We start from the raw sequence: 23,632 nt of genomic DNA, 5'->3' as shown, positions 1-23,632 counted from the left end.
GAGCCCGTCCATACGTGGCGTACGGGACGTACGCGATGCACCGGGGAGTGGGGCACGGGATGAGCCATGTCGAGAACGAGCTGAACAGCCAGCCGGAGTGCTGGACGCGTGCCGCCGGCCTGGCGGCGGAGCACGGGGCGGCGCTGCCGGCCGCGGGGGAGAGGGTCGCGATCGTCGGCTGCGGCACCTCGTGGTTCATGGCGCAGGCGGCGGCCGTGCTGCGCGAGCAGTCGGGACAGGGGGAGACCGACGCGTTCGCGGCGTCGGAGTTCCCGGCCGGGCGGAGCTACGACCGGGTGATCGCCCTCACCCGCTCCGGCACCACCACCGAGGTCCTCGACCTCCTCGCCGCCCTCAAGGGGACCGTCCGCACCACGGCGATCACCGGCGATCCCGACACGCCGATCAGGACGGCGGCGGACGACCTGGTGGTGCTCGACTTCGCCGACGAGAAGTCCGTGGTGCAGACCCGGTTCGCCACCACCGCGCTGACCCTGCTCCGCGCCCACCTCGGCCTGCACACCGAACAGGCCGTCGCCGACGCGCGCACCGCGCTCGCCGAGCCGCTGCCCGAAGGTCTCGTGGAATGCGGCCAGTTCACGTTCCTGGGGCGCGGCTGGACCGTCGGCCTCGCCAACGAGGCCGCGCTGAAGATGCGCGAGGCGTCCCTGTCGTGGACCGAGGCGTACCCGGCGATGGAGTACCGCCACGGCCCGATCAGCGTCACCACCTCCGGCACCGCCACCTGGATGCTCGGTGAGGCGCCCGAGGGGCTCGCCGAGCAGGTCGCCGGCACCGGCGCGCTCTGGGTCGAGGGGCGCCTGGACCCGCTGGCCGAACTCGTCCGCGCCCAGCGCCTCGCGGTGGCCGTCGCCGCGCGCCAGGAGCTCGACCCCGACCAGCCGCGCCATCTCACCCGCTCCGTGATCCTCGACGCCAACTGACCTCGACCGTAACGGACTTGAGAAGGGAGGGGCAGTGCCCCTCGCAACAACAGGGACGCTGGTGGGCGAGGCCGCGGCCCGGGGCGGCGCCGTCGCCGCGTTCAACGTCATCACCCTCGAACACGTCGAGGCCGTCGTCGCGGGCGCCGAAGCCGTCGACGCCCCGGTCGTCCTGCAGATCAGCGAGAACGCCGTCCGCTACCGTTACGGGCGCCTCCTGCCGCTGGCCAGGGCGGCCGTGGCTGTCGCCGAGCAGGCCCGGACCGATGTCGCCCTCCACCTGGACCACGTACAGAGCGACGACCTGTTGCGGCAGGCCGCCGACGCCGGTTTCAGCTCGGTGATGTACGACGCCGCGCGCCTGCCCTACGACGAGAACCTCGCCGCGACCCGGGCCGCCGCCGACTGGGGTCATGCCAACGGGCTGTGGGTGGAGGCCGAGTTGGGGGAGGTCGGCGGCAAGGACGGGGCCGCCCCGCTGGACGCGCACGCGCCCGGCGCCCGCACCGATCCCGGTGAGGCGCGCTCCTACGTCTCCGACTCCGGCGTCGACGCGCTCGCCGTCGCGGTCGGCTCCTCGCACGCCATGACATCGCGGACGGCGGCGCTCGACCACGAGCTGCTCAAGCGGCTCGCCGAGGGCCTGGAGGTGCCGCTGGTCCTGCACGGGTCGTCGGGCGTGCCCGACGCGGAGCTGGCGGCGGCCGTGCGCGGCGGCATCGCCAAGGTCAATGTGGGCACGGCGCTCAACATCGCGATGACCGGTGCCATCCGGGAGTTCCTCGCGGCGCACCCCGACGCCGTCGACTCGCGCAAGTATCTGAAGGTGGGCCGGGAGGCGATGGTGCGCACCGTGGGCCGGTTCATCACGGTGCTGCGGGGCTGATCGGCGGGGAGCGGCCGGTCCCGCCGAGCGGTCTTCGGCGGGACCGATTGTCCCGTGATGCGCCGGTGCGGTCGGATGCCGGTCGGCTCCGGCCCGCTCCAGGGAACCGCGGGGACACTGGGCCGCATGCCTCTGACGCTGCACCACATCGTGATCGACGCCCACGATCTGCCCTCTTTGGCCCGGTTCTGGGCCGCGGCGCTGCGGTGGCGGATCCTGTCCGAGCGGGAGCGGGAGATCGTGGTCGGGCCGGACGGGGCCGCGCCCGTGGGGATCTGCTTCATGCCGGTGACGGACCGCAAGACCGTCAAGAACCGGCTGCACCTGGACCTGACGTCCGACGCGGCGGACCGCGACGACGAGATCGAGCGGCTCCTCGCGCTCGGCGCCCACCGGGCGGACGTCGGACAGCGCGGCGACGAGTCGTGGACGGTGCTCGCCGACCCGGAGGGGAACGAGTTCTGCGTGGTCAGGCCGAAGGCGACACTCATCGGCTGAGGGGGCAGGGAATACGGGCCGCTCAGTCCCGGCGGTCCGGGCCCGCCGCCGTCGAGCCACGCACCACCAGCTCCGGCATGAACACGAACTCGGTGTGCGGCGCCGGTGTCCCGCCGATCTCCTCCAGGACCGCGCGCACCGCGGCCTGGCCCATCGCCTGCACCGGCTGACGGATCGTCGTCAGCGGCGGATCGGTGAACGCGATCAGCGGGGAGTCGTCGAACCCGACCACCGACACGTCCTGCGGGACCCGGTGGCCGGCCTGGCGGGCGGCGCGGATCGCACCGAGTGCCATCATGTCGCTGGCGCAGACGATCGCCGTGCAACCTTGCGCAAGAAGCGTCGTGGCCGCCGCCTGGCCGCCCTCCATCGTGTAGAGGGAGTGCTGGACGAGCGCCTCGCTCTGCTCCTCGGTGAGGCCCAACTGCTCGGCCATGCCCGACTGGAAGCCCTCGATCTTGCGCTGCACCGGCACGAAGCGGCGCGGGCCGACCGCGAGGCCGATCCGGGTGTGGCCGAGCGAGGCGAGATGCTGCACGGCGAGCCGGGTCGCGGCCCGGTCGTCGGTCGACACGAACGGCGCCTTGATCTGGGCCGAGAAGCCGTTGACGAGGACGAACGGGATGCCCTGGCCGCGCAGTTGGTCGTAGCGCTGGGTGTCGGCGGTGGTGTCGGCGTGCAGCCCGGAGACGTAGATGATGCCGGAGACGCTGCGCTCCACCAGCATCTCGGTGAGCTCGTCCTCCGTGGAGCCGCCGGGCGTCTGCGTGGCGAGCACCGGTGTGTATCCCTGCCGCGTCAGCGCCTGGCCGATGACCTGCGCGAGCGCCGGGAAGATGGGGTTGTCGAGCTCCGGGGTGATCAGGCCGACCAGGCCCGCGCTACGGGTGCGCAGGCGCTGCGGCCGCTCGTAGCCGAGCACGTCGAGCGCGGCCATGACGGATTCACGGGTGCCCGAGGCCACACCCGGCTTGCCGTTGAGCACGCGGCTGACTGTGGCTTCACTGACCCCCGCCTGGGCTGCAATGTCGGAGAGCCGCGCGGTCATGGCATTGGACTGTACCGGTTACCTGGGGGAATGCCCACCGACGGGGAGAAACCGCTGTCCGCACCTTTCTTGGAAGGTGTTGCAGTGCGATGCGCGGCCGGGAACCGACCGGCCTGATGGCTGAACTCGGCGTCTTGCGACGGTAGTTGCGGTCATTTCGCCACTCTATGTCCCTGTCTGTCGGCGGCCGGCGCGCGAGCGTCCCGCAATCTTCAGGACACGGCGATGTAACGATGGCTGCGTCTTGCAGAAATTTCGCGCAAGGTCTTTCTTCGCGCTTTCCACGCTGTTACGTTCACGTCGCCCGGCGGCCGCAGCGGCGCAGCCGGCAAGTAGGTCAGGGGAACGGTCGGGACCGTGTCCCCGCCCACTCACGGGCTTTCACCCTCTAGGAGATCTCATGCGGCGTGGCATAGCGGCCACCGCGGTGGTGGCGTCCCTCGCACTCGCGGCGACGGCCTGCGGCGGTAGCGACGACGACGGCGGCAAGGCGTCAGGGCCGGTCACCATCCAGTGGTGGGACACGTCGAACGCCACGAACGAGGCGCCCACGTACAAGGCCCTGATCAAGGACTTCGAGAAGGCCAACCCCGACATCAAGGTCAAGTACGTCAACGTGCCGTTCGACCAGGCACAGAACAAGTTCGACACCGCGGCCGGCGCCAGCGGCGCCCCGGACGTGCTGCGTGCCGAGGTCGGCTGGACGCCCGCCTTCGCGAAGAAGAGCTTCCTGCTGCCGCTGGACGGCACCGAGGCCCTCGCGGACCAGGACAAGTTCCAGCCGAACCTGCTCAAGCAGGCCCAGTACGAGGGCAAGACGTACGGCGTCCCGCTGGTCACCGACACCCTCGCGCTCGTCTACAACAAGGCCCTGTTCAAGAAGGCCGGCATCACCGAGGCGCCCAAGAACTGGGACGAGCTGAAGAAGGACGCCGCCACCATCAAGGCGAAGACCGGCGTCGACGGCTTCTTCGGCTCCGAGAAGGGCTACTACCTGGAGCCGTTCCTGTTCGGCGAGGGCACCGACACCGTCGACGCCTCCGCGAAGAAGATCACCCTGGGCTCGGCCGAGGCCCAGAAGGCCACCAAGACCTGGCTGAGCCTGTTCAACGGCAAGGGCCTGCACAAGGCCGACGTCACGGCGGACTCCTACGCGCACCGCCAGGACGCCTTCGTCAACGGCAAGGCCGCCATGACGATCGAGGGCCCGTGGGAGGTCACGAACTTCTACAAGGGTTCGGCGTTCAAGGACAAGGCCAACCTCGGTGTCGCCACCGTCCCCGCCGGCTCGACCGGCAAGGCGGGCGCCCCGACCGGCGGCCACAACCTGTCCGTCTACGCCGGCTCGGACAAGGCGCACCAGGCCGCGTCCCTGAAGTTCGTCCAGTGGATGACGTCGGCGAAGACCCAGACGCAGATCGCGCTGAAGAACGCCACGCTGCCCACCCGCGACGACGCGTACACCGCCGAGGTCACCGCGGACCCGGGCCTGGCCGGCTACCAGAAGGTGCTCGCCGCCGCCCAGCCGCGCCCCGCTCTGCCGGAGTACAGCTCGCTGTGGGGCCCGCTCGACACCGAGCTGCCCAAGGCCGCCAGCGGCAAGGAGAGCCTCGACAAGGTGATCTCCTCCGTCACGACCCAGTACGGCAAGCTCCTGCCGGACGGCTTCACCAAGTAGTCCCCTGATCAGGTGCCGCGGTCCCGCTCCTTCAGCCCGCCCCGCGCGCGGGACCGCGGCACCCGTACTCCCCGTGAACCGCCCCGAAGCCGTGAACCACCCGCAGACCAGAAGGTGTTACCCATGACTGTCGCCGTCGAGCGCCCGGCCGCCTCCAGCGGAGGTGACCGCGACCGGCGTCCGGGCCTCACAACCCGGCTCAAGAACGGTTACCAGAAGCACTGGTACGCATACGCCATGATCGCCCCGGTGGTGGTCGTGCTCGCCGTCATCGTGCTGTACCCGCTGGTCCGCGGCTTCTATCTGACGCTCACCGACGCCAACAGCCTCAACTCGGCCCGCACCATCGGCGTCAACCACATCGACGCCACCTACAAGTTCATCGGCCTCGACAACTACGCCGACATCCTGTGGGGCCCCACCTCGTACGACCGTTTCTGGTCGCACTTCATCTGGACCATCGTGTGGACGGCGTCCTGCGTCGCCCTGCACTACTTCATCGGGCTCGGCCTCGCGCTGCTGCTCAACCAGAAGGGGCTGCGCGGCCGCACCGCCTACCGGCTGATGCTGATCCTGCCGTGGGCGGTCCCGACGTTCGTCACCGTCTTCGCCTGGCGGTTCATGCTCGCCGACTCCGGCGTCATCAACACCACGCTCGACGCGATGGGTCTGCCCTCACCGTCGTGGCTGGAGGACCCGCTCTTCCAGCAGATCGCCGCGATCATGGTCAACACGTGGTGCGGTGTGCCGTTCATGATGGTCTCGCTCCTCGGCGGACTGCAGTCGATCGACTCCACGCTCTACGAGGCCGCAGAGATGGACGGCGCGAGCACCTGGCAGCAGTTCCGCAACGTGACCCTGCCCGGCCTCAGGTCGGTCAGTTCGACCGTCGTCCTGCTCGGCATCATCTGGACGTTCAACCAGTTCGCGATCATCTTCCTGCTGTTCGGCAACACCGCTCCGGACGCGCAGATCCTCGTCACCTGGTCCTATTACCTCGGCTTCGGCCAGACGCCGCGCGACTTCGCCCAGTCCGCCACGTACGGCGTCCTGCTCCTGTCCCTCCTCATCGCCTTCACCTCGGTCTACCGCCGCTGGCTGAACCGCAATGACGTATCAGCCGCCATCTGACGCCGCAGGAGCAGCCACCGCCATGAGCACCGAGACCCTGACGAAGACCCCCGTCCCCGAAACCGCCGCGGTCACCGCGCGTGTCAACGCGCCCCAGCGCGGCCGGCGCAGCCGCAAGGCTTCGGTGGCCAGCCATACCGTCCTGATCGTCGCGAGCCTCGTCGCGCTGTTCCCGATCGGCTGGCTGGTGTTCCTGTCGCTCGGCCCCGACAAGGACGACTACCTGCACCCGTCGCGGATCCTGGACACCGCGACGCTGAGCAACTACTCGTTCGTCCTCGAGGACACCAACTTCCTCAAGTGGCTGGGCAATACGCTCATCGTGTCCCTCGGCACCACCGTGATCGGCGTGCTCGTCGCCGCGACCAGCGGCTACGCGGTCTCGCGGATGCGGTTCCCCGGCTACAAGAAGTTCATGTGGGTCCTGCTGGTCACGCAGATGTTCCCCGTCGCGGTCCTCATGGTCCCGATGTACGTGATCCTCTCGGACCTGGGCCTCATCGACACCTACGCCGGTCTCATCGTCGTCTATCTGACGACCGCCGTGCCGTACTGCGCCTGGCTGATGAAGGGCTACTTCGACACGATCCCCGTCGAGATCGACGAGGCGGGCCGGGTCGACGGGCTCTCGCCGTTCGGTACGTTCTTCCGCCTCATCCTGCCGCTGGCCCGGCCGGGCCTCGCCGTCGCCGCGTTCTACACGATGATCACCGCGTGGAGCGAGGTCGCCTTCGCGAACACCTTCATGCTCGACGACCAGAAATACACCCTCGCGGTAGGTCTGCAGAGCTTCATCAGCGAGCATGACGCGCAACGCCAGTACATGGCCGCAACAGCCGTACTGATCGCCGTCCCGATCTCCGCCGTGTTCTACCTCGTCCAGAAGAACCTGGTCACCGGTCTCACGGCCGGTGGCACCAAGGGCTGAACCGCCCCGAACCACCGACCAGTCGTCCAGCCCCTCACGTCTCCCAAGGACACCATGAGCCAGCACTCCACGGACCAGTCACCCGTGTTCGCCACCACGACCCGAGAGGCCGCCGACTGGTGGCGGGACGCGGTCATCTACCAGGTGTACCCGCGCAGCTTCGCCGACAGCGACGCCGACGGCACCGGAGACCTGGAAGGCATCCGGCGCCGGCTGCCGTACCTCAAGGAGCTGGGCGTCGACGCGGTCTGGCTGTCCCCGTTCTACGCCTCGCCGCAGGCCGACGGCGGCTACGACGTCGCGGACTACCGGGCCGTCGATCCGATGTACGGCACGCTGCTCGACGCGGACGCGGTGATCCGCGACGCGCACGCGCTCGGTCTGCGGATCATCGTGGACCTGGTGCCGAACCACTCCTCGGACCAGCACGAGTGGTTCAAGCGGGCGGTCGCGGACGGCCCCGGGTCGCCGCTGCGCGAGCGCTACCACTTCCGTCCCGGCAAGGGCGAGAACGGTGAACTGCCGCCCAACGACTGGGAGTCCATCTTCGGCGGCCCGGCCTGGACCCGACTCCCCGACGGGGACTGGTACCTGCACCTGTTCGCGCCCGAGCAGCCGGACCTGAACTGGGAACACCCGGCGGTCGCCGACGAGTTCCGCTCGATCCTGCGGTTCTGGCTGGACATGGGCGTGGACGGCTTCCGTATCGACGTCGCGCACGGCCTGGTCAAGGCGGAAGGCCTGCCGGACCTGGGTGGCGGCGACCAGTTGAAGCTCCTCGGCAACGATGTCATGCCGTTCTTCGACCAGGACGGTGTGCACGCGATCTACCGCTCCTGGCGCACGATTCTGGACGAGTACGACGGAGAGCGCATCTTCGTCGCGGAGGCGTGGACGCCGACCGTCGAGCGCACCGCCAACTACGTCCGCCCCGACGAGCTGCACCAGGCCTTCAACTTCCAGTACCTGGGCGCCCCTTGGGCCGCCGACGAACTGCGGAAGATCATCGACACGTCGCTGGACGCGATGCGTCCGGTGGGCGCGCCGGCGACCTGGGTGCTGTCCAACCATGACGTGACGCGGCACGCGACGCGGTACGCGAACCCGCCCGGTCTGGGTACGCAGATCCGCACGGCCGGCGATCGTGAACTGGGGTTGCGGCGGGCCCGCGCGGCCACGCTGCTGATGCTGGCGCTGCCCGGATCCGCGTACATCTACCAGGGCGAGGAACTGGGGCTGCCGGATGTGACGGACCTGCCGGACGAGGTGCGCCAGGACCCGTCGTTCTTCCGCGCGCAGGGGCAGGACGGGTTCCGTGACGGCTGCCGGGTGCCGATCCCCTGGACCCGGACCGGTGCCTCGTACGGTTTCGGTGACGGCGGTAGCTGGTTGCCGCAGCCTTCCAGCTGGGGCGAGTTGAGCGTCGAGGCGCAGACCGGCGCCCCGGACTCGACGCTGGAGCTCTACCGCGCCGCGCTCGCCGTGCGCCGCGAGCGGCCCGGCCTCGGCGCGGGCGCCGAGGTGACGTGGCGCGAGGACGCGCCGGCCGGTGTGCTGCACTTCGAGCGGCCCGGCTTCGCCTGCACGGTCAACACCACCGGCGTGCCGGTCCGCATCGCCGCGCCCGGCACGGTGCTGCTGTCCTCCAGCCCCGTCACCGTCGAGGACGGCGAGCTCGACCTGCCCGCGGACTCCACCGTCTGGTGGGCCGCGTGACGATTTCGACGCCGCGGGGTGCCGCCGAGACCGGCGGCACCCCGCGGCTCCACGACATCGCGGGGCAGGCCCGGGTCAGCGAGGCCACCGTCAGCCGGGTCCTGAACGGCAAGCCCGGCGTCGCGGCGGCCACCCGGCAGAAGGTGCTCGCCGCGCTCGACGTGCTCGGCTACGAACGCCCGGTCCGGCTGCGACGCCGCAGCGCCGGGCTCATCGGGCTCGTCATCCCCGAGCTCACCAACCCGATCTTCCCAGCGTTCGCGCAGGTCATCGAGCAGGTCCTCGCCGGATACGGATACACGCCCGTGCTCTGCACACAGATGCCGGGCGGCGCCACCGAGGACGAACTCGTCGAGCAGCTGGAGGAGCGCGGCGTCAACGGCATCGTGTTCCTGTCCGGGCTGCACGCCGACACCACGGCGGACGCGGCGCGCTACGCCCGGCTCGCCGAGCGGAAGGTGCCGTTCGTCCTCATCAACGGCTTCAACGAGCACATCAACGCGCCGTTCGTGTCGCCCGACGACCGGTCGGCGGCGCGGATGGCCGTGCGCCACCTCGTCGACCTCGGGCACGAGCGCATCGGCCTGGCCATCGGTCCGACCCGGTTCGTGCCCTCCCGACGCAAGGCCGAAGGATTCGTCGCCGCCCAGCACACCCTGCTCGGCCTGGACCGCGACGAGGCCGAGCGGCTCATCCAGCAGACCCTGTTCACGGTCGAGGGCGGCCACGCCGCCGGCGGCGCCCTGCTCGACCTCGGCTGCACCGGCATCGTCTGCGGCAGCGACCCCATGGCGCTCGGCGTCATCAGGGCGGTGCGCGAACGTGGCCTCGACGTGCCGCGGGACATCTCCGTCACCGGCTTCGACGACTCGCCGCTGATCCCGTTCACCGACCCGCCGCTGACCACGGTGCGCCAGCCCGTACAGGCCATGGCGACCGCCGCGGTGGGAGCGCTCCTGGAGGAGATCGGCGGAACTCCCGTACAGCGCACGGAATTCGTCTTCCAGCCCGAGCTGGTGGTACGCGGGTCGACCGCGCAGCGGGCCCGGCGCGCACCGGTCGCCGCGCTCTGAGGGTGCCGCCGGTCCGGACGCCGGGCGCGTGGGGCCCGGCCGGGCCGGCCCCCCGGCGCCGGACCGGAAGCGTGGTTGAACGTAACACCGCTGGAACTCTTGCGTAAGTCCTTGCAGTCAGAATTGGCAGTTTTCCTCTGAGGGTTGAGAAGGGTGTGCCCAAAGGGTTGACCGTGCTGCCGGTGACTCATACGGTCGCCCCGCAATCACTTGCAGCAAGATTCAACCGATCCCCCCTCAACAGCCGTACGGGCATGGCGCGTTGCCCTTCGCATCAGGAGGAACCATGGCCAGAAAGTCCGTGGCTGCCGCGCTCGCCGTCCTGGCGGGGGCCGCTGCCGCCGTCACGGTCCCGGCCCCGGCGCAGGCCGCGCCGCCCGGTGAGAAGGACGTCACCGCGGTGTTGTTCGAGTGGAACTTCGCCTCCGTCGCCAAGGAGTGCACCAGCACGCTCGGCCCCGCCGGATACGGCTACGTCCAGGTCTCGCCGCCGCAGGAGCACATCCAGGGCTCCCAGTGGTGGACCTCGTACCAGCCCGTCAGCTACAAGATCGCCGGCCGGCTCGGTGACCGGGCCGCCTTCAAGAACATGGTCGACACCTGCCACGCGGCGGGCGTGAAGGTCGTCGCGGACAGCGTCATCAACCACATGGCGGCCGGATCCGGCACGGGCACCGGCGGCTCCTCGTACACCAAGTACGCCTACCCCGGCCTCTACTCGTCCGCCGACCTGGACAACTGCACGGCCACGATCAGCAACTACCAGGACCGCACCAACGTCCAGGAGTGCGAACTGGTCGGCCTCGCGGACCTCGACACCGGCGAGGAGTACGTGCGTGCCACGATCGCCGGGTACCTGAACGACCTGCTCTCCCTCGGCGTCGACGGCTTCCGGATCGACGCCGCCAAGCACATGGCGGCGGCCGACCTCGCGAACATCAAGTCGCGGCTGACCAACCCGAACGCCTACTGGAAGCAGGAGGCCATCTACGGCGCGGGCGAAGCCGTCTCGCCCAGCGAGTACCTCGGCAACGGCGACGTCCAGGAGTTCCGCTACGCCCGCGACCTGAAGCGCGTCTTCACCGGCGGGAACCTCGCCGAACTGAAGAACTTCGGCACGGCCTGGGGCTACATGGCCTCCGACAAGTCGGCCGTCTTCGTCGACAATCACGACACCGAGCGCGGCGGCGACACCCTCACCTACAAGGACGGCGCCACCTACACCCTGGCCGACGTCTTCATGCTGGCGTGGCCGTACGGCTCGCCGGACGTGCACTCCGGCTACGAGTGGACCGACAAGGACGCGGGCCCGCCCAACTCCGGTTCTGTCAGCGCCTGTTACACCGACGGCTGGAAGTGCCAGCACGCCTGGCGCGAGGTGTCGAGCATGGTCGCCTGGCGCAACACCGCGCGCGGCGAGGCCGTCACCGACTGGTGGGACAACGGCGGCGACCAGATCGCGTTCGGCCGCGGCGCCAAGGCGTACGTCGTCCTCAACCACGAGAACGCGTCGCTCACCCGCACCTTCCAGACGTCACTGCCCGCCGGCGACTACTGCGACGTGCAGAGCGGCAAGGGCGTCACGGTGGACTCCTCCGGCCGGTTCACGGCGACCCTCGGCGCCAACACCGCGCTCGCGATCCAGGCCGGCGCGAAGACCTGCGGCAGCGGGAGCACGACCGACCCGACCCCGGCCGCCGGCGCCTCGTTCAGCGTGAACGCCACCACCAGCTGGGGCGAGAACATCTACGTCACCGGCGACAAGAACCAGCTCGGCAACTGGAACACCGCCGACGCCCTGAAGCTGGACCCGGCCGCCTACCCCGTCTGGAAGCTCGACGTGGCCCTGCCCGCAGGCACCTCCTTCGAGTACAAGTACGTGCGCAAGGACGCGAACGGCAACGTCACCTGGGAGAGCGGCGCCAACCGCACCGCGACCGTCTCCTCCTTCGGCGCCGTCGCGCTGACCGACACCTGGCGCAGCTGACCCGCACCCTCCTCCGGCCGCCCGGTGTCCCGCCTCCCCGCAGGCACCGGGCGGCCCCGGCTCCGCCCCCAGCACGAGCGACAGCTCCCGCACCGTCCCCGAAAGGCCCGACAAGGTGAACCGAAGAAGCGGCGCGCACGGCGCGTCACGGAGGCGAGCGGCGGCCGCCGCGGCCGTCGCCGCACTGCTCGCCACGACGCTGCACACCGCGGCGTCGGCGGCGCCCGCCCCGCCGAAACCGCCGTCCGACGCGCGCCTGGCCGCCGAGCCCGCCCGCCACGACGCGACGCGCGAGCAGTTCTACTTCGTGCTGCCCGACCGGTTCGCCAACGGCGATCCGTCCAACGACAAGGGCGGCCTCACCGGCAGCCGCACCTCGACCGGGTTCGACCCGACCGACAAGGGCTTCTACCAGGGCGGCGACCTCAAGGGCCTGACCCGCAAGCTCGACTACATCAAGGACCTCGGCACCACCGCGATATGGATGGCGCCGATCTTCAAGAACAAGCCGGTCCAGGGCGAGGGCGCCGACGCCTCGGCCGGCTACCACGGCTACTGGATCACCGACTTCACCCAGGTCGACCCGCACTTCGGGACCAACGCCGACCTGAAGACCCTCATCTCCAAGGCACACGCCAAGGGCATGAAGGTGTTCTTCGACGTCATCACGAACCACACCGCCGACACCGTCGACTACGCGGAGAAGAAGTACGGCTACCGCCCCAAGGGCGCCTACCCCTACCTCGACACCCAGGGCCGCCCCTTCGACGACAGCGAGAACGGCACCGCGAAGGTCGACACCGACTCCTTCCCGTACACGCCGTCCAACACCGGCGAGATGGTTCCGTCCTGGCTCAACGACCCGACGCTCTACCACAACCGAGGCGACTCCACCTGGGAGGGCGAGTCGACCACGTACGGCGACTTCAACGGCCTCGACGACCTGTGGACGGAACGCCCCGAGGTCGTCAAGGGCATGGAGGACATCTACGAGAAGTGGGTGCGTGACTTCGACGTCGACGGGTTCCGGATCGACACCGTCAAACACGTCGACCTCGCGTTCTGGACGCAGTGGGCCACCGCCCTCGACCAATACGCCGCCCGGCACGGCCGCGACGACTTCTTCATGTTCGGCGAGGTCTACTCCGCCGACACCGACGTCACCTCGCCCTACGTCACCCAGGGCCGCCTCGACGCCACCCTCGACTTCCCCTTCCAGGACGCGGCCCGCGCCTACGCCTCGCAGGGCGCCGACGCCGACCGGCTCGCGAAGGTCTTCGCCGACGACTACAAGTACGCCACCGACAAGGCGAACGCGTACGAGCAGGTCACCTTCCTCGGCAACCACGACATGGGCCGCATCGGTACGTTCCTGAAGTCCGACCTGCCGAAGGCGTCCGACGCCGAACTCCTGCGCCGCGACGAACTGGCCAACGAGCTGATGTTCCTGTCCCGCGGCAACCCCGTCGTCTACTACGGCGACGAACAGGGCTTCACCGGCGCCGGCGGCGACAAGGACGCCCGCCAGACCCTCTTCGCCTCCAAGGTCGCCGACTACCTCGACGACGACGAGCTCGGCACCGACCGCACCCACGCCGACGACGCGTACGACACCACGCACCCCCTGTACAAGACGATCGCGGCGCTCTCCAAGCTCCGCAGGGACAACCCCGCACTCGCCGACGGCACGCAGAAGGAGCTGTACGCGAAGGACTCGGTCTACGCCTTCTCGCGCACCGGCGACGACCGCGAGTACACCGTCGCCGTGAACAACGCGACCGAGGCGAAGACGGTGGAGCTGCCCGTCGAGTCCTCGAAGTTCCACACCCTGTACGGCGGTTCGGGCGTCGTCACGGCGTCCGGCGGCACGGTGAAGGTCACGGTGCCCGCGCTGTCCTCGCTGGTGCTGCGCGCCGAGCACAGGCTCCCGGCGCCGAAGACCGGGCCCACGCTCGCGCTGAAGGCCCCGGCCGTCGGAGCCACCGGCACGGTGACCCTGTCGGCCGACCCGGGCGACACCGCGTCCGCCCGCATCGTCTTCGCCGCGCAGGTGGGCAACGGCGCATGGCGCACCCTCGGCAGCGTCGACCACGCCCCGTACAAGATCACTCAGGCGATCCCGGGACAGGTGGCGGCCGGAACGGCGCTGCGGTACAAGGCAGTTGTTGTGGACCGCGCGGGACGGACCGTGAGCGCCCTCGCCGAGACGACGGCGGGGAAGGCCCCCGCGGCCGAGAAACCCCTCGCCGTGGACCGCGACCAAGCGGTCGTCCACTACAAGCGCGCGGACGGCGACTACGACGGCATCACCCTCAAGTCCGGTGACCGGACAAGCAAGTTCGTGGGGCGTGACGCGTACGGAGCGTTCGCCTGGGTGAAGGTCCCCGACGGCGCGAGCTCGCTCAGCTACACCGTCGAGAAGGACGGCACCGCGGACGGCGCCGCGCGCACGATCGACCTCGCCAGGACCGGAGAGGTCTGGATCGAGCAGGGCAAGGACGACCAGGCGTCGACCCGGCCCGACGGGGTCTACCCCGAGCAGGACAAGACCAAGGCGATCATTCACGTCCACCGCGCCGACGGCGACTACGACGGCTGGGGCCTGCACACCTGGACCGGCGCCGCCACCCCGACCGACTGGTCGAAGCCGCTGCAGCCCACGGGCGAGGACGCCTACGGTCTCACCTTCGAGGTGCCGCTCGCGGACAGTGCGACCTCGCTCAGCTACATCCTCCACAAGGGCGACGAGAAGGACATCCCCACCGACCGCTCGCTCGACCTGACCACGTACGGGCACGAGGTGTGGCTGAACGCGGGGGACAGCACCTACCTGCTGCCGTCCGTGGGCTCCGCCCCCGAACTGGACCTGACCAAGGCGCGGGCGCAGTGGATCGACACCGACACCGTCGTCCTGCCCAAGGACGTCGCGAGCGGCTCCGCGCTCACCACCCAGCTGGTGTACGACCGCACGGGCTCGATCACCGTCGAGGACGGGGCGCTGAGCAGCGAGGGCCGGTGGCTGCGGCTGCGGGCCTCGGAGCTGACCGACACGCAGAAGAAGAAGTTCCCGCACCTGAAGGAGTACACGGCGTTCACCGTCGACCCGCGCGACCGTGACCGCGTCCGCGAGGCGCTGGACGGGCAGGTCGTCCTCACCCAGCGCATCGGCAACGGCGCCCTGGTGACGGGGACGGGTGTGCAGACACAGGGTGTCCTCGACGACCTGTACGGCGCGAAGGCCCAACAGGCCGAGCTGGGACCGGTGTTCAAGGGGAGCAAGGTCACCCTGTCCGTGTGGGCGCCGACCGCGCAGGGCGTGTCCCTCGACCTCGCCGGCAAGAAGCTGCCGATGCGGCGCGACGACGCGACCGGCGTCTGGTCCGTCACCGGCTCGGCGGACGCCTGGCGCGGCAAGGAGTACCGCTACACCGTGAAGGTGTGGGCCCCCAGCGTCCAGAAGGTCGTCACCAACGAGGTCACCGACCCCTACTCGGTCGCCCTCACCGCGAACTCCGAGCGCAGCCTCGTCGTCGACCTCGGCGCCACGTCCCTCGCCCCCAAGGGCTGGTCGGGCCTGCGCAAGCCGAAGGCCGTCGCCATGAAGGACGCGCAGATCCAGGAAATGCACATCCGCGACTTCTCCGTCGAGGACAGCACGACGCCGGCGAAGGACCGCGGTACGTACCTCGCCTTCACCGACAGGAACAGCGACGGCTCCAAGCACCTGCGGGAACTGGCGAGGTCCGGCACGTCGTACGTGCATCTGCTGCCCGCCTTCGACATCGCCACCATCCCCGAGAAGAAGTCCCAACAGGCTTCACCCGAATGTGATTTGACCACGTTCGCGGCCGACAGCGACCAGCAGCAGGAGTGCGTGGCGAAGACCGCCGCCAAGGACGCGTACAACTGGGGCTACGACCCGTACCACTACACCGTCCCCGAAGGCTCCTACGCCACCGACCCGGACGGCACGGCCCGCACCGTCCAGTTCCGGCAGATGGTCAAGTCCCTCAACGAGGACGGCCTGCGCGTCGTCATGGACGTCGTCTACAACCACACCGCCGCCGGCGGTCAGGACACGACGTCCGTGCTCGACAGGATCGTGCCCGGCTACTACCAGCGGCTGATGGCCGACGGCTCGGTCGCCAACTCCACCTGCTGCGCCAACACGGCGCCCGAGAACACGATGATGGGCAAGCTCGTCGTCGACTCCGTCGTCACCTGGGCCAAGGAGTACAAGGTCGACGGCTTCCGCTTCGACCTCATGGGCCATCACCCCAAGGCCAATATCCTGGCGGTCAGGAAGGCCCTCGACGCGCTCACCCTCGCCAAGGACGGCGTCGACGGCAAGAAGATCATCCTCTACGGGGAGGGCTGGAACTTCGGCGAGGTCGCCGACGACGCCCGCTTCGAGCAGGCCACCCAGAAGAACATGGCGGGCACCGGCATCGCCACGTTCAACGACCGGTCCCGCGACGCCGTGCGCGGCGGATCCCCGTTCGACGAGGACCCGGGCGTCCAGGGCTTCGCCACCGGCCTGTACACCGATCCCAACTCCAGCAAGGCGAACGGCACGTCGGCCGAGCAGAAGGCCCGCCTCCTGCACTACCAGGACCTCATCAAGGTCGGCCTCTCCGGAAACCTCGCCGGATACGAGTTCACCGACACCGACGGGAAGCAGGTGAAGGGCTCCGACGTCGACTACAACGGCGCGGCCGCCGGCTACGCGGACGCACCCGGCGACGCCCTCGCCTACGCGGACGCGCACGACAACGAATCCCTGTACGACGCCCTCACCTACAAGCTGCCCGCCACGACCGGCACCGCCGACCGCTCCCGCATGCAGGTCCTGGCGATGGCGACGGCCGCCCTCTCGCAGGGCCCGGCGCTCTCCCAGGCCGGCACCGACCTGCTGCGCTCCAAGTCCCTGGACCGCAACTCGTTCGACAGCGGGGACTGGTTCAACGCCGTCCACTGGGACTGCCGGGACGGCAACGGATACGGACGCGGACTGCCTCCGGCCGCCGACAACAAGGACAAGTGGCCCTACGCCAAACCCTTGTTGACCTCGGTACCCGTGCCGGGCTGCGCGGCGATCCAGGGGACGTCGGCCGCGTACCAGGACCTGCTGAGGATCCGCACGGCCGAGCCCGCGTTCCACCTCTCCACGGCAGCACAGGTCCAGAAGGAGCTCTCCTTCCCGCTCTCCGGCAAGGACGAGACCCCGGGCGTCATCACCATGCGCCTCGGCGACCTCGTGGTCGTCCTCAACGCCACGCCGACGACGCAGCGGCAGACCGTGAAGGACCTAGCGGGGAAGGGCTACCGGCTGCACCCCACGCAGGCCAAGGGCTCCGACCCGGTCGTCAAGTCGGCCACCTACGCAGCGAGTTCGGGCACCTTCACCGTGCCCGCCCGCACGGTCGCGGTATTCACCCGCTGACATCCGTTCCGCTCTGTCCGGTCGTCCCCTCGAGGCGCGCGAGGGGACGACCGCCCCACCCATCGGCCGCACCGTCGCGGCCCGGACCGAGGAGTCCTCGTGCACCTCCCCGCACGCTCCCCGCACAGACGTACGCGCCACAGAAACCTGGTGGGCGCGCTGCTCGCGGCCCTCCTGGTGACCCTGCTGCCCGGCATGCCGCTCGGCACCACCACGGCGCGCGCCGCCGACACGAACACCGCCACCGTCTACTACTCCACGACCGCCACCAACTGGTCAGCCTACAAACTGCATTGGGCGCCGACCGGCGGCACCTGGACGACCGTTCCCGGCGTCGCCATGGAGGCGGCGTGCACGGGCTGGGTGAAGAAGACGGTCGACCTGGGGTCGGCGTCGACGTGGCAGGCCACCTTCACCGACGGAAGCGGCACCTGGGACAACAACGGCGGCACCAACTACCAGTTGGGCACCGGCCTGATCACCGTCAAGGGCGGTGTCGTCGCCCACAGCGACCCGTGCGCGGACACCGAACCGGCCGAAGGCGCCTCCGCCACGGTCTACTACAACGCCGCGACCACCAACTGGGCGGTCACCAACCTTCATTGGGCCCCGACCGGCGGCAGCTGGACGACCGCACCCGGCGTCGGCATGGAGGCGGCGTGCACGGGCTGGGTGAAGAAGACGGTCGACCTGGGGTCGGCGTCGACCTGGCAGGCCACCTTCAACAGCGGCAACGGCACCTGGGACAACAACAACGGCGGCAACTACCAGCTCGGCGCGGGCCTCAACACCGTGAAGGGCGGCACCGCCACCAAGAGCGCCAAGGACCCCTGCGCGGCCGCCGAACCCGACACCACGGCCCCCACCGCGCCCAAGAACGTGAAGGCCACCGCCACCGGCACCTCCGTCGTCCTCACCTGGGACGCGGCGAGCGACGACACGGGCGTCACCGGTTACCAGATCACCCGCACCGGCGGCACGAAGGGCACCTCCGTCATCTCCGCCACCTCAACCGTGTACTCCGACACGGGACTTGAGGCGAGGACCGCGTACACATACACGGTGAAGGCGCTGGACGCCGCCGGGAACGTATCGGCCGCGAGCGCGTCGGCTGATGCCACCACCGGCGAGAAGGCCGCCCAGGTCACGGGCACCCCGCTCGGCGGCGACCCCCGCAAGGACCCCATCTACTTCGTGCTCACCGCCCGCTTCTACGACGGCGACAGCACCAACAATCGCGGCGGCAACCAGCACAAGAAGACCGGCAACGAAGCGAACAACGACCCCATGTTCCGCGGGGACTTCAAGGGCCTCGTCGAGAAGCTCGACTACATCAAAGGCCTCGGCATGTCCGCCGTCTGGATCACCCCGGTCGTCCTCAACCGCTCCGACTACGACTATCACGGGTACCACGGGTACGACTTCTACAAGGTCGACCCGCGCCTCGAATCCGCCGGCGCCTCCTACCAGGACCTGATCGACGCGGCCCACGCCAAGGGCATGAAGATCTATCAGGACGTCGTCTACAACCACTCCTCGCGCTGGGGCGCCAAGGGCCTGTTCACCCCGACCGTCTACGGCGTCCGCGACAGCCAGTGGAGCTGGTACTACGACGAGAAGCAGGAAGGCTTCGAGTACGACGGCCTGACCGTGGAGCCCGTCTCCGGCAAGTCGTACTACAACGGCGACCTGTGGTCGACGGCCGAGCCGTCCGGGAACACCTGCCTCAACTGGGGCAAGCCCACCGGCGCCAAGAGCCCCGAGGGCTACACCCTCTACAACTGCCAGTGGCCCAGCCCCACTTCGGGCATGTTCCCCAAGTCGCTCTACCACACCTGCTGGCTCGGCAACTGGGAGGGTGAGGACTCCCGCTCCTGCTGGCTGCACGAGGACCTCGCTGACTTCAACACCGAGAACACCCAGGTGCAGAACTACCTGATCGGCGCCTACGACAAGTACATCGACATGGGCGTCGACGGCTTCCGCGTCGACACGGCCGTGCACATCCCGCGCGTCACCTGGAACCGCCGCTTCCTGCCCGCCATCCAGGAGCGCGTGGCCCAGCAGTTCGGCACCGAGAAGGCGAAAGACTTCTTCGTCTTCGGTGAGGTCGGCGCGTTCGTCAACGACAAGTGGAACCGCGGGTCCGTGAACCACTCGGCGCAGTTCTACACGTGGAAGGAGCGCAAGGAGTACTCCGCCGACGACGAGAAGGCCGCCCTCGAACAGTACGACTACGAGGAGCAGTTGGGCACCGGCAACCAGCCGACGTCCACCAACGCCTTCCTCGACGGGAACACGTACCACACCCCCGACCGCAGCAAGTTCTCCGGCATGAACATCATCGACATGCGCATGCACATGAACTTCGGCGACGCCTCCAACGCCTACAACAACGGCAAGGACTCCGACGACTCGACCAATGACGCCACGTACAACGTCGTCTACGTCGACAGCCACGACTACGGCCCGAACAAGAGCGGCGAACGCTACGCCGGAGGGACCGACGCCTGGGCCGAGAACATGTCGCTGATGTGGACGTTCCGCGGCATCCCGACGCTCTACTACGGCTCGGAGACCGAGTTCCAGAAGGGCAAGAAGATCGACTGCGGCACGACCTGCCCGCTCGCGGACACCGGCCGCGCCTACTACGGCGACAAGATCGCGGGCAGCGTCACCGCCTCCGGCTTCGGTACGGTCTCCAGCGCGTCCGGCGCCGTCGCCACCACGCTCGACCAGCCCCTCGTCAAGCACGTCCAGCGGCTCAACCAGATCCGCCGGGCGATCCCCGCCCTGCAGACGGGCCAGTACTCCACGGCCGACATCTCCGGCAACATGGCGTACAAGCGGCGCTACACCGACGCGGCCACGGGCGTGGACAGTTTCGCCCTGGTGAACGTCACCGACGGCGCCACGTATCGGAACATCCCGAACGGGACGTACAAGGACGCCGTCACCGGCGACGTGAAGACCGTCACCGACGGCACCCTCACCTCGGCCGCACCCGGCAAGGGAAACCTGCGGGTGTACGTTCTGGACCTGGGCGGCAAGAACGCGGCGCCCGGCAAGGTCGGAACGGCGGGCCCGTATCTGAAGTAGACAGGCACCAGGCAGGTGAACGTGGAAGGCGGACTGTTTCCCCGCGAACGGCGGGAGATCGCACCAGGGGCCCTCCACGTCCCCGACTGGCTGGACCCGGCCGAACAGCGACGCCTGGTCACCGCCTGCCGCGCATGGGCACGGCCCCCGGCCGGACTGCGCACCGTACGCACACCCGGCGGCGGGGAGATGACCGCACGGCAGTTCTGCCTCGGCTGGCACTGGTATCCGTACGGGTACGCGCGCACCGCCGTCGACGGCGACGGACAGCCGGTCAAGCCGATGCCGCCGGAGCTCGCCGAACTGGGACGGCGCGCGGTGGCCGCGGCCTACGGCCCGGCCACCGTGACCGAGCCGTACGACATCGCGCTGATCAACCATTACGGCGGGGGCGCCCGCATGGGCATGCACCAGGACCGCGACGAGCAGTCGTCCGCGCCCGTCGTCTCGCTCAGCCTCGGCGACACCTGCGCCTTCCGCTTCGGGAACACCGAGACACGGACCAAGCCGTACACGGACGTGGAGCTGCGCAGCGGGGACCTGTTCGTGTTCGGCGGGCCCGCGAGATTCGCGTACCACGGCGTGCCGCGCACCGAGGAGGGCACCGCGCCGCCGGACCTGGGCCTGAGCGGACGCCTCAACATCACGCTGCGGGTCAGCGGACTGTGACCGTGCGGAGTGGCCGGCCGGTGTTCACCGGCTACCATTCCAGACCGTGATCAGGGCGAGGAGTTGCTGATGGGCGGCAGGGCGGCCTCCGGAACCGGAAGCCATACGGCGGGCGGGGGTGCCGCGCGGCCACCGCGCCTGGAGCGGGGCCGCAGCGCGCTCGGTCCCGCACTCGAACTCGTCCACACGGGACGCGCGCCGACCCGCGCCGTCCTCACCGCGGAACTCGGCGTGACCCGGGCCACGGCGGGCGCGGTCGCCGCCGAACTGGAGGCCCTCGGCCTGATCAGGATCGACGCCAGGCCGAGCGCCGCCGCCGGATCCCAGGGCCGCCCTTCGCACCGGCTCTCCGTCGCCGAGGACGGACCGGTCGCGCTCGCCGCTCAGGTCCACTCGGACGGCTATCGCGCGGCACTGGTCGGGCTCGGCGGCCGCATCGTCGCCACCGCGCCCGGCTGCGAGATCATCGACCCGGACCCGGCCGACGTGCTGCGTTCCGTCGTGGAGGCGGGAGTTCGGCTCCTGGACGAGACGGGCCTGCGCTGCGTCGGCGCCGGTCTCGCCGTCCCCTCCGCCGTCGCCGAACCGGACGGCACGGCCCTCAACCCGCTCCACCTGGCCTGGCCCGTGGGCTCCCCGGTCCGCCAGATCTTCGCCGACTGCGTGCGCGGGGCGGGCCTGGGCATCCCGGCGTTCGCCGCGAACGACGTCAACCTCGGCGCGCTCGCCGAGCACCGGCACGGCGCCGGGCGCGGCGCCCGCGACCTGCTGTGCGTCGCCACCGGGCACCGCGGGGTCGGCGGCGCCCTCGTCCTCGACGGCCACCTGCACACCGGCAGCTCCGGCCTCGCCCTGGAGGTCGGCCACCTCACCGTCAACCCGGAGGGCCGGCCCTGCCACTGCGGCAGCCGCGGCTGCCTGGACGTCGAGACCGACCCGCTGGCCTTCCTCACCGCGGCGGGCCGCACCCCCGACGCCGACGGCTCGCTCCTGTCGCAGGCGCTGGGCCTCCTGGAGAACGAGCCCGGCGACCCGGGTGTCCGCGCGGCCACCAAGGCGCTCGTCGACCGGCTCGGCCTCGGACTCGCGGGCCTGGTCAACATCCTCAACCCGGACCGCATCATCCTCGGCGGCCTGCACCGCACGCTCCTCGACGCCGAGCCCGAGCGCCTGCGGGCCGTCGTGGCCGACCGCAGCCTGTGGGGGCGCAGCGGAGGCGTCCCCATCCTGGCCTGCACGCTCGACCACAACAGCTTGGTCGGAGCGGCGGAACTTGCCTGGCAGCCGGTCCTCGACGACCCGCTCGGGGCGCTTACCGCGAGCTGACCGGCAGGGGGCGGCGGAACGCTGTCCGGGACGGCGCGGCGCGCGTTCCCGCGCTCCGTCAGGTCCGGTACGAGCGTGGCGATCCCGGCGATCGCGAGCGCCGGGCCGAGCCAGAGCGGCGCCCGCAGCCCGTACGTGTCGATGACCCCACCGCCCACCGACGTCGTGATGACGATGCCGAAGGTGATGAACGACGTGTGCACGGAGTTGACCAGCGCGCCCGCGTTCGCCCGCCGCTGCACCCGCACGGCCATCGCCGGATTCATCGTGACGCCCACCAGGCCGATGCCCAGCATGCACACCACCGCCGCGGCGCTCAGCTCCGCGAAGAGCGCGAAGCCCAGCAGGAAGTGGGAGTTGAGGCCGAGGCCGACGAGCAGCACGGTCAGCGTGTGCCGGTCCGCGAGCCGCCCCACGACCATGTTGCCGACGACGGTCGCCGCCCCGTACGCCACGAGCAGCAGCGGCACCGCGCCCGCGCCGAACCCGGTGATCTCGGTGAGGATCGGGTTGAGGTAGCTGAACGCGGCGAACGTGGCGCCGATGACGAGCGTGCTGGTGGACAGCGTCAGCCACAGCCGCGCCGACCTGAACACCCCGAACTGCGAACGCAGTCGACCCGCCCCCTCGGTCCGGTCCACGTCCGGAACCCCGACGAGGGTCTCCGCGGCGGCCAGCACGGCGAGCGCCGAGATCACCCAGAACGCGGCACGCCGGCCCAGGTGTGCACCGACGAACGTGGCGAGCGGCAGCCCGAGCAGCGTGCCCAGCATCAGCCCGTTCAGCGCCACCGACACGGCGCGGCCGCGCACTTCGGGCCGGGTCAGCTGCGCGCACAGCGACAGCGCGACGCCGAAGAACGCCTGCGAGGCGATGCCGGTGACGATGCGCGCGGTCATCATCACGGGGTACGTCGACGCGGTCGCGGCGAGTACGTTGCCGGCCAGGAAGACGGCGAACAGGACGTTGAGCGCTGCCTTTTGACGCATCCTCAGCAGGGCGACCGTCAGGAACGGGCCGCCGAAGGCCATCGCCATGGCGAACGCGGTGATGAGATAGCCGATCTGCGGGATCGTCGCGCCCAGGCCGCCCGCCATCTGCGGCATCAGGCGCGCGACCACGAACTCGCTGGTGACCATGGCGAAGATGCCGAGGGCCAGGACGTATACGGCGCGTGGCCTGGGTGGTCCTCCGGGGAACCTGGTT

The 23,632-nt window shown here is 70.0% G+C and carries 14 protein-coding genes and 1 pseudogene; 13 read left to right on the top strand and 2 right to left on the bottom strand.

Annotated elements, in window-relative coordinates:
* The first annotated feature begins 59 nt into the window (after positions 1 to 59).
* From B072_RS0121930 to B072_RS0121920, 3 genes are all read left to right on the top strand, one after another.
* Positions 60 to 944, top strand: coding sequence for an SIS domain-containing protein (locus tag B072_RS0121930; RefSeq protein WP_026246140.1), 885 nt, complete (start codon positions 60 to 62; stop codon positions 942 to 944).
* A gap of 34 nt (positions 945 to 978) precedes the next feature.
* Positions 979 to 1,830 (top strand): class II fructose-bisphosphate aldolase, encoded by an 852-nt coding sequence (locus B072_RS0121925; RefSeq protein ID WP_026246139.1) that lies wholly within the window; start codon positions 979 to 981, stop codon positions 1,828 to 1,830.
* 126 nt (positions 1,831 to 1,956) lie between these two features.
* Positions 1,957 to 2,328, top strand: coding sequence for a VOC family protein (locus tag B072_RS0121920; RefSeq protein WP_026246138.1), 372 nt, complete (start codon positions 1,957 to 1,959; stop codon positions 2,326 to 2,328).
* Between the two features lie 22 nt (positions 2,329 to 2,350).
* Here B072_RS0121920 and B072_RS0121915 read toward each other — a convergent pair whose 3' ends face one another.
* The gene (locus tag B072_RS0121915; protein WP_026246137.1) at positions 2,351 to 3,376 is read right to left on the bottom strand and encodes a LacI family DNA-binding transcriptional regulator; all 1,026 of its coding nucleotides are present in this window, start codon (positions 3,374 to 3,376) and stop codon (positions 2,351 to 2,353) included.
* Positions 3,377 to 3,776: 400 nt separating this feature from the next.
* On the opposite strand from B072_RS0121915, the gene B072_RS0121910 reads away from it, so the two are divergent.
* The 10 genes from B072_RS0121910 (at position 3,777) to B072_RS47395 (ending at position 22,426) form a co-directional block, all read left to right on the top strand.
* Entirely contained in the window at positions 3,777 to 5,054 is a 1,278-nt protein-coding gene (locus B072_RS0121910; protein ID WP_018532124.1) for an extracellular solute-binding protein, read from the top strand.
* Positions 5,055 to 5,177: 123 nt separating this feature from the next.
* On the top strand, positions 5,178 to 6,185 hold the full coding sequence (locus B072_RS0121905) for a carbohydrate ABC transporter permease (RefSeq protein WP_018532123.1): 1,008 nt from the start codon (positions 5,178 to 5,180) through the stop codon (positions 6,183 to 6,185).
* A gap of 22 nt (positions 6,186 to 6,207) precedes the next feature.
* Positions 6,208 to 7,113 (top strand): sugar ABC transporter permease, encoded by a 906-nt coding sequence (locus B072_RS0121900; RefSeq protein WP_018532122.1) that lies wholly within the window; start codon positions 6,208 to 6,210, stop codon positions 7,111 to 7,113.
* A gap of 54 nt (positions 7,114 to 7,167) precedes the next feature.
* A complete protein-coding gene (locus tag B072_RS0121895) occupies positions 7,168 to 8,829 on the top strand; it encodes a glycoside hydrolase family 13 protein (RefSeq protein ID WP_018532121.1) in 1,662 nt (553 codons plus the stop codon).
* Positions 8,817 to 9,902 carry a LacI family DNA-binding transcriptional regulator gene (locus B072_RS0121890; protein ID WP_018532120.1) on the top strand — a complete coding sequence of 362 codons (1,086 nt, stop codon included), beginning with the start codon at positions 8,817 to 8,819 and terminating at the stop codon, positions 9,900 to 9,902. Before B072_RS0121895 ends, B072_RS0121890 begins: the two co-directional genes overlap by 13 nt.
* A 286-nt stretch (positions 9,903 to 10,188) precedes the next feature.
* A complete protein-coding gene (locus B072_RS0121885; protein WP_018532119.1) occupies positions 10,189 to 11,889 on the top strand; it encodes a carbohydrate-binding module family 20 domain-containing protein in 1,701 nt (566 codons plus the stop codon).
* Positions 11,890 to 12,004: 115 nt separating this feature from the next.
* Complete coding sequence (gene pulA / locus B072_RS0121880) at positions 12,005 to 17,332, top strand: pullulanase-type alpha-1,6-glucosidase (protein WP_018532118.1); 5,328 nt, start codon at positions 12,005 to 12,007, stop codon at positions 17,330 to 17,332.
* A 195-nt stretch (positions 17,333 to 17,527) separates the two neighbouring features.
* Positions 17,528 to 20,431: a carbohydrate binding domain-containing protein gene (locus tag B072_RS0121875; protein WP_078506535.1), complete on the top strand. Its 2,904-nt coding sequence runs from the start codon at positions 17,528 to 17,530 to the stop codon at positions 20,429 to 20,431.
* 21 nt (positions 20,432 to 20,452) lie between these two features.
* Positions 20,453 to 21,100 carry an alpha-ketoglutarate-dependent dioxygenase AlkB family protein gene (locus tag B072_RS0121870; RefSeq protein ID WP_026246133.1) on the top strand — a complete coding sequence of 216 codons (648 nt, stop codon included), beginning with the start codon at positions 20,453 to 20,455 and terminating at the stop codon, positions 21,098 to 21,100.
* Positions 21,101 to 21,169: 69 nt separating this feature from the next.
* Positions 21,170 to 22,426, top strand: a complete 1,257-nt coding sequence (locus B072_RS47395) for an ROK family protein (RefSeq protein ID WP_018532115.1) — start codon at positions 21,170 to 21,172, stop codon at positions 22,424 to 22,426.
* Positions 22,427 to 22,536: 110 nt separating this feature from the next.
* Here B072_RS47395 and B072_RS47390 read toward each other — a convergent pair.
* A pseudogene (locus tag B072_RS47390) lies at positions 22,537 to 23,532 on the bottom strand (MFS transporter); the annotation flags it as partial.
* Positions 23,533 to 23,632 lie beyond the last annotated feature (100 nt).

Source organism: Streptomyces sp. HmicA12 (assembly GCF_000373565.1).
Taxonomy (GTDB): domain Bacteria; phylum Actinomycetota; class Actinomycetes; order Streptomycetales; family Streptomycetaceae; genus Streptomyces.
This window is presented reverse-complemented; position numbering and strand designations above follow the sequence as displayed.

Coding starts and splice junctions, on each gene's coding strand:
- B072_RS0121930 (WP_026246140.1), top strand. CDS start 60: ATGAGCCATGTCGAGAACGAGCTGAACAGCCAGCCGGAGTGCTGGACG.
- B072_RS0121920 (WP_026246138.1), top strand. CDS start 1,957: ATGCCTCTGACGCTGCACCACATCGTGATCGACGCCCACGATCTGCCC.
- B072_RS0121915 (WP_026246137.1), bottom strand. CDS start 3,376: ATGACCGCGCGGCTCTCCGACATTGCAGCCCAGGCGGGGGTCAGTGAA.
- B072_RS0121910 (WP_018532124.1), top strand. CDS start 3,777: ATGCGGCGTGGCATAGCGGCCACCGCGGTGGTGGCGTCCCTCGCACTC.
- B072_RS0121905 (WP_018532123.1), top strand. CDS start 5,178: ATGACTGTCGCCGTCGAGCGCCCGGCCGCCTCCAGCGGAGGTGACCGC.
- B072_RS0121900 (WP_018532122.1), top strand. CDS start 6,208: ATGAGCACCGAGACCCTGACGAAGACCCCCGTCCCCGAAACCGCCGCG.
- B072_RS0121895 (WP_018532121.1), top strand. CDS start 7,168: ATGAGCCAGCACTCCACGGACCAGTCACCCGTGTTCGCCACCACGACC.
- B072_RS0121885 (WP_018532119.1), top strand. CDS start 10,189: ATGGCCAGAAAGTCCGTGGCTGCCGCGCTCGCCGTCCTGGCGGGGGCC.
- B072_RS0121875 (WP_078506535.1), top strand. CDS start 17,528: ATGCCGCTCGGCACCACCACGGCGCGCGCCGCCGACACGAACACCGCC.
- B072_RS47395 (WP_018532115.1), top strand. CDS start 21,170: ATGGGCGGCAGGGCGGCCTCCGGAACCGGAAGCCATACGGCGGGCGGG.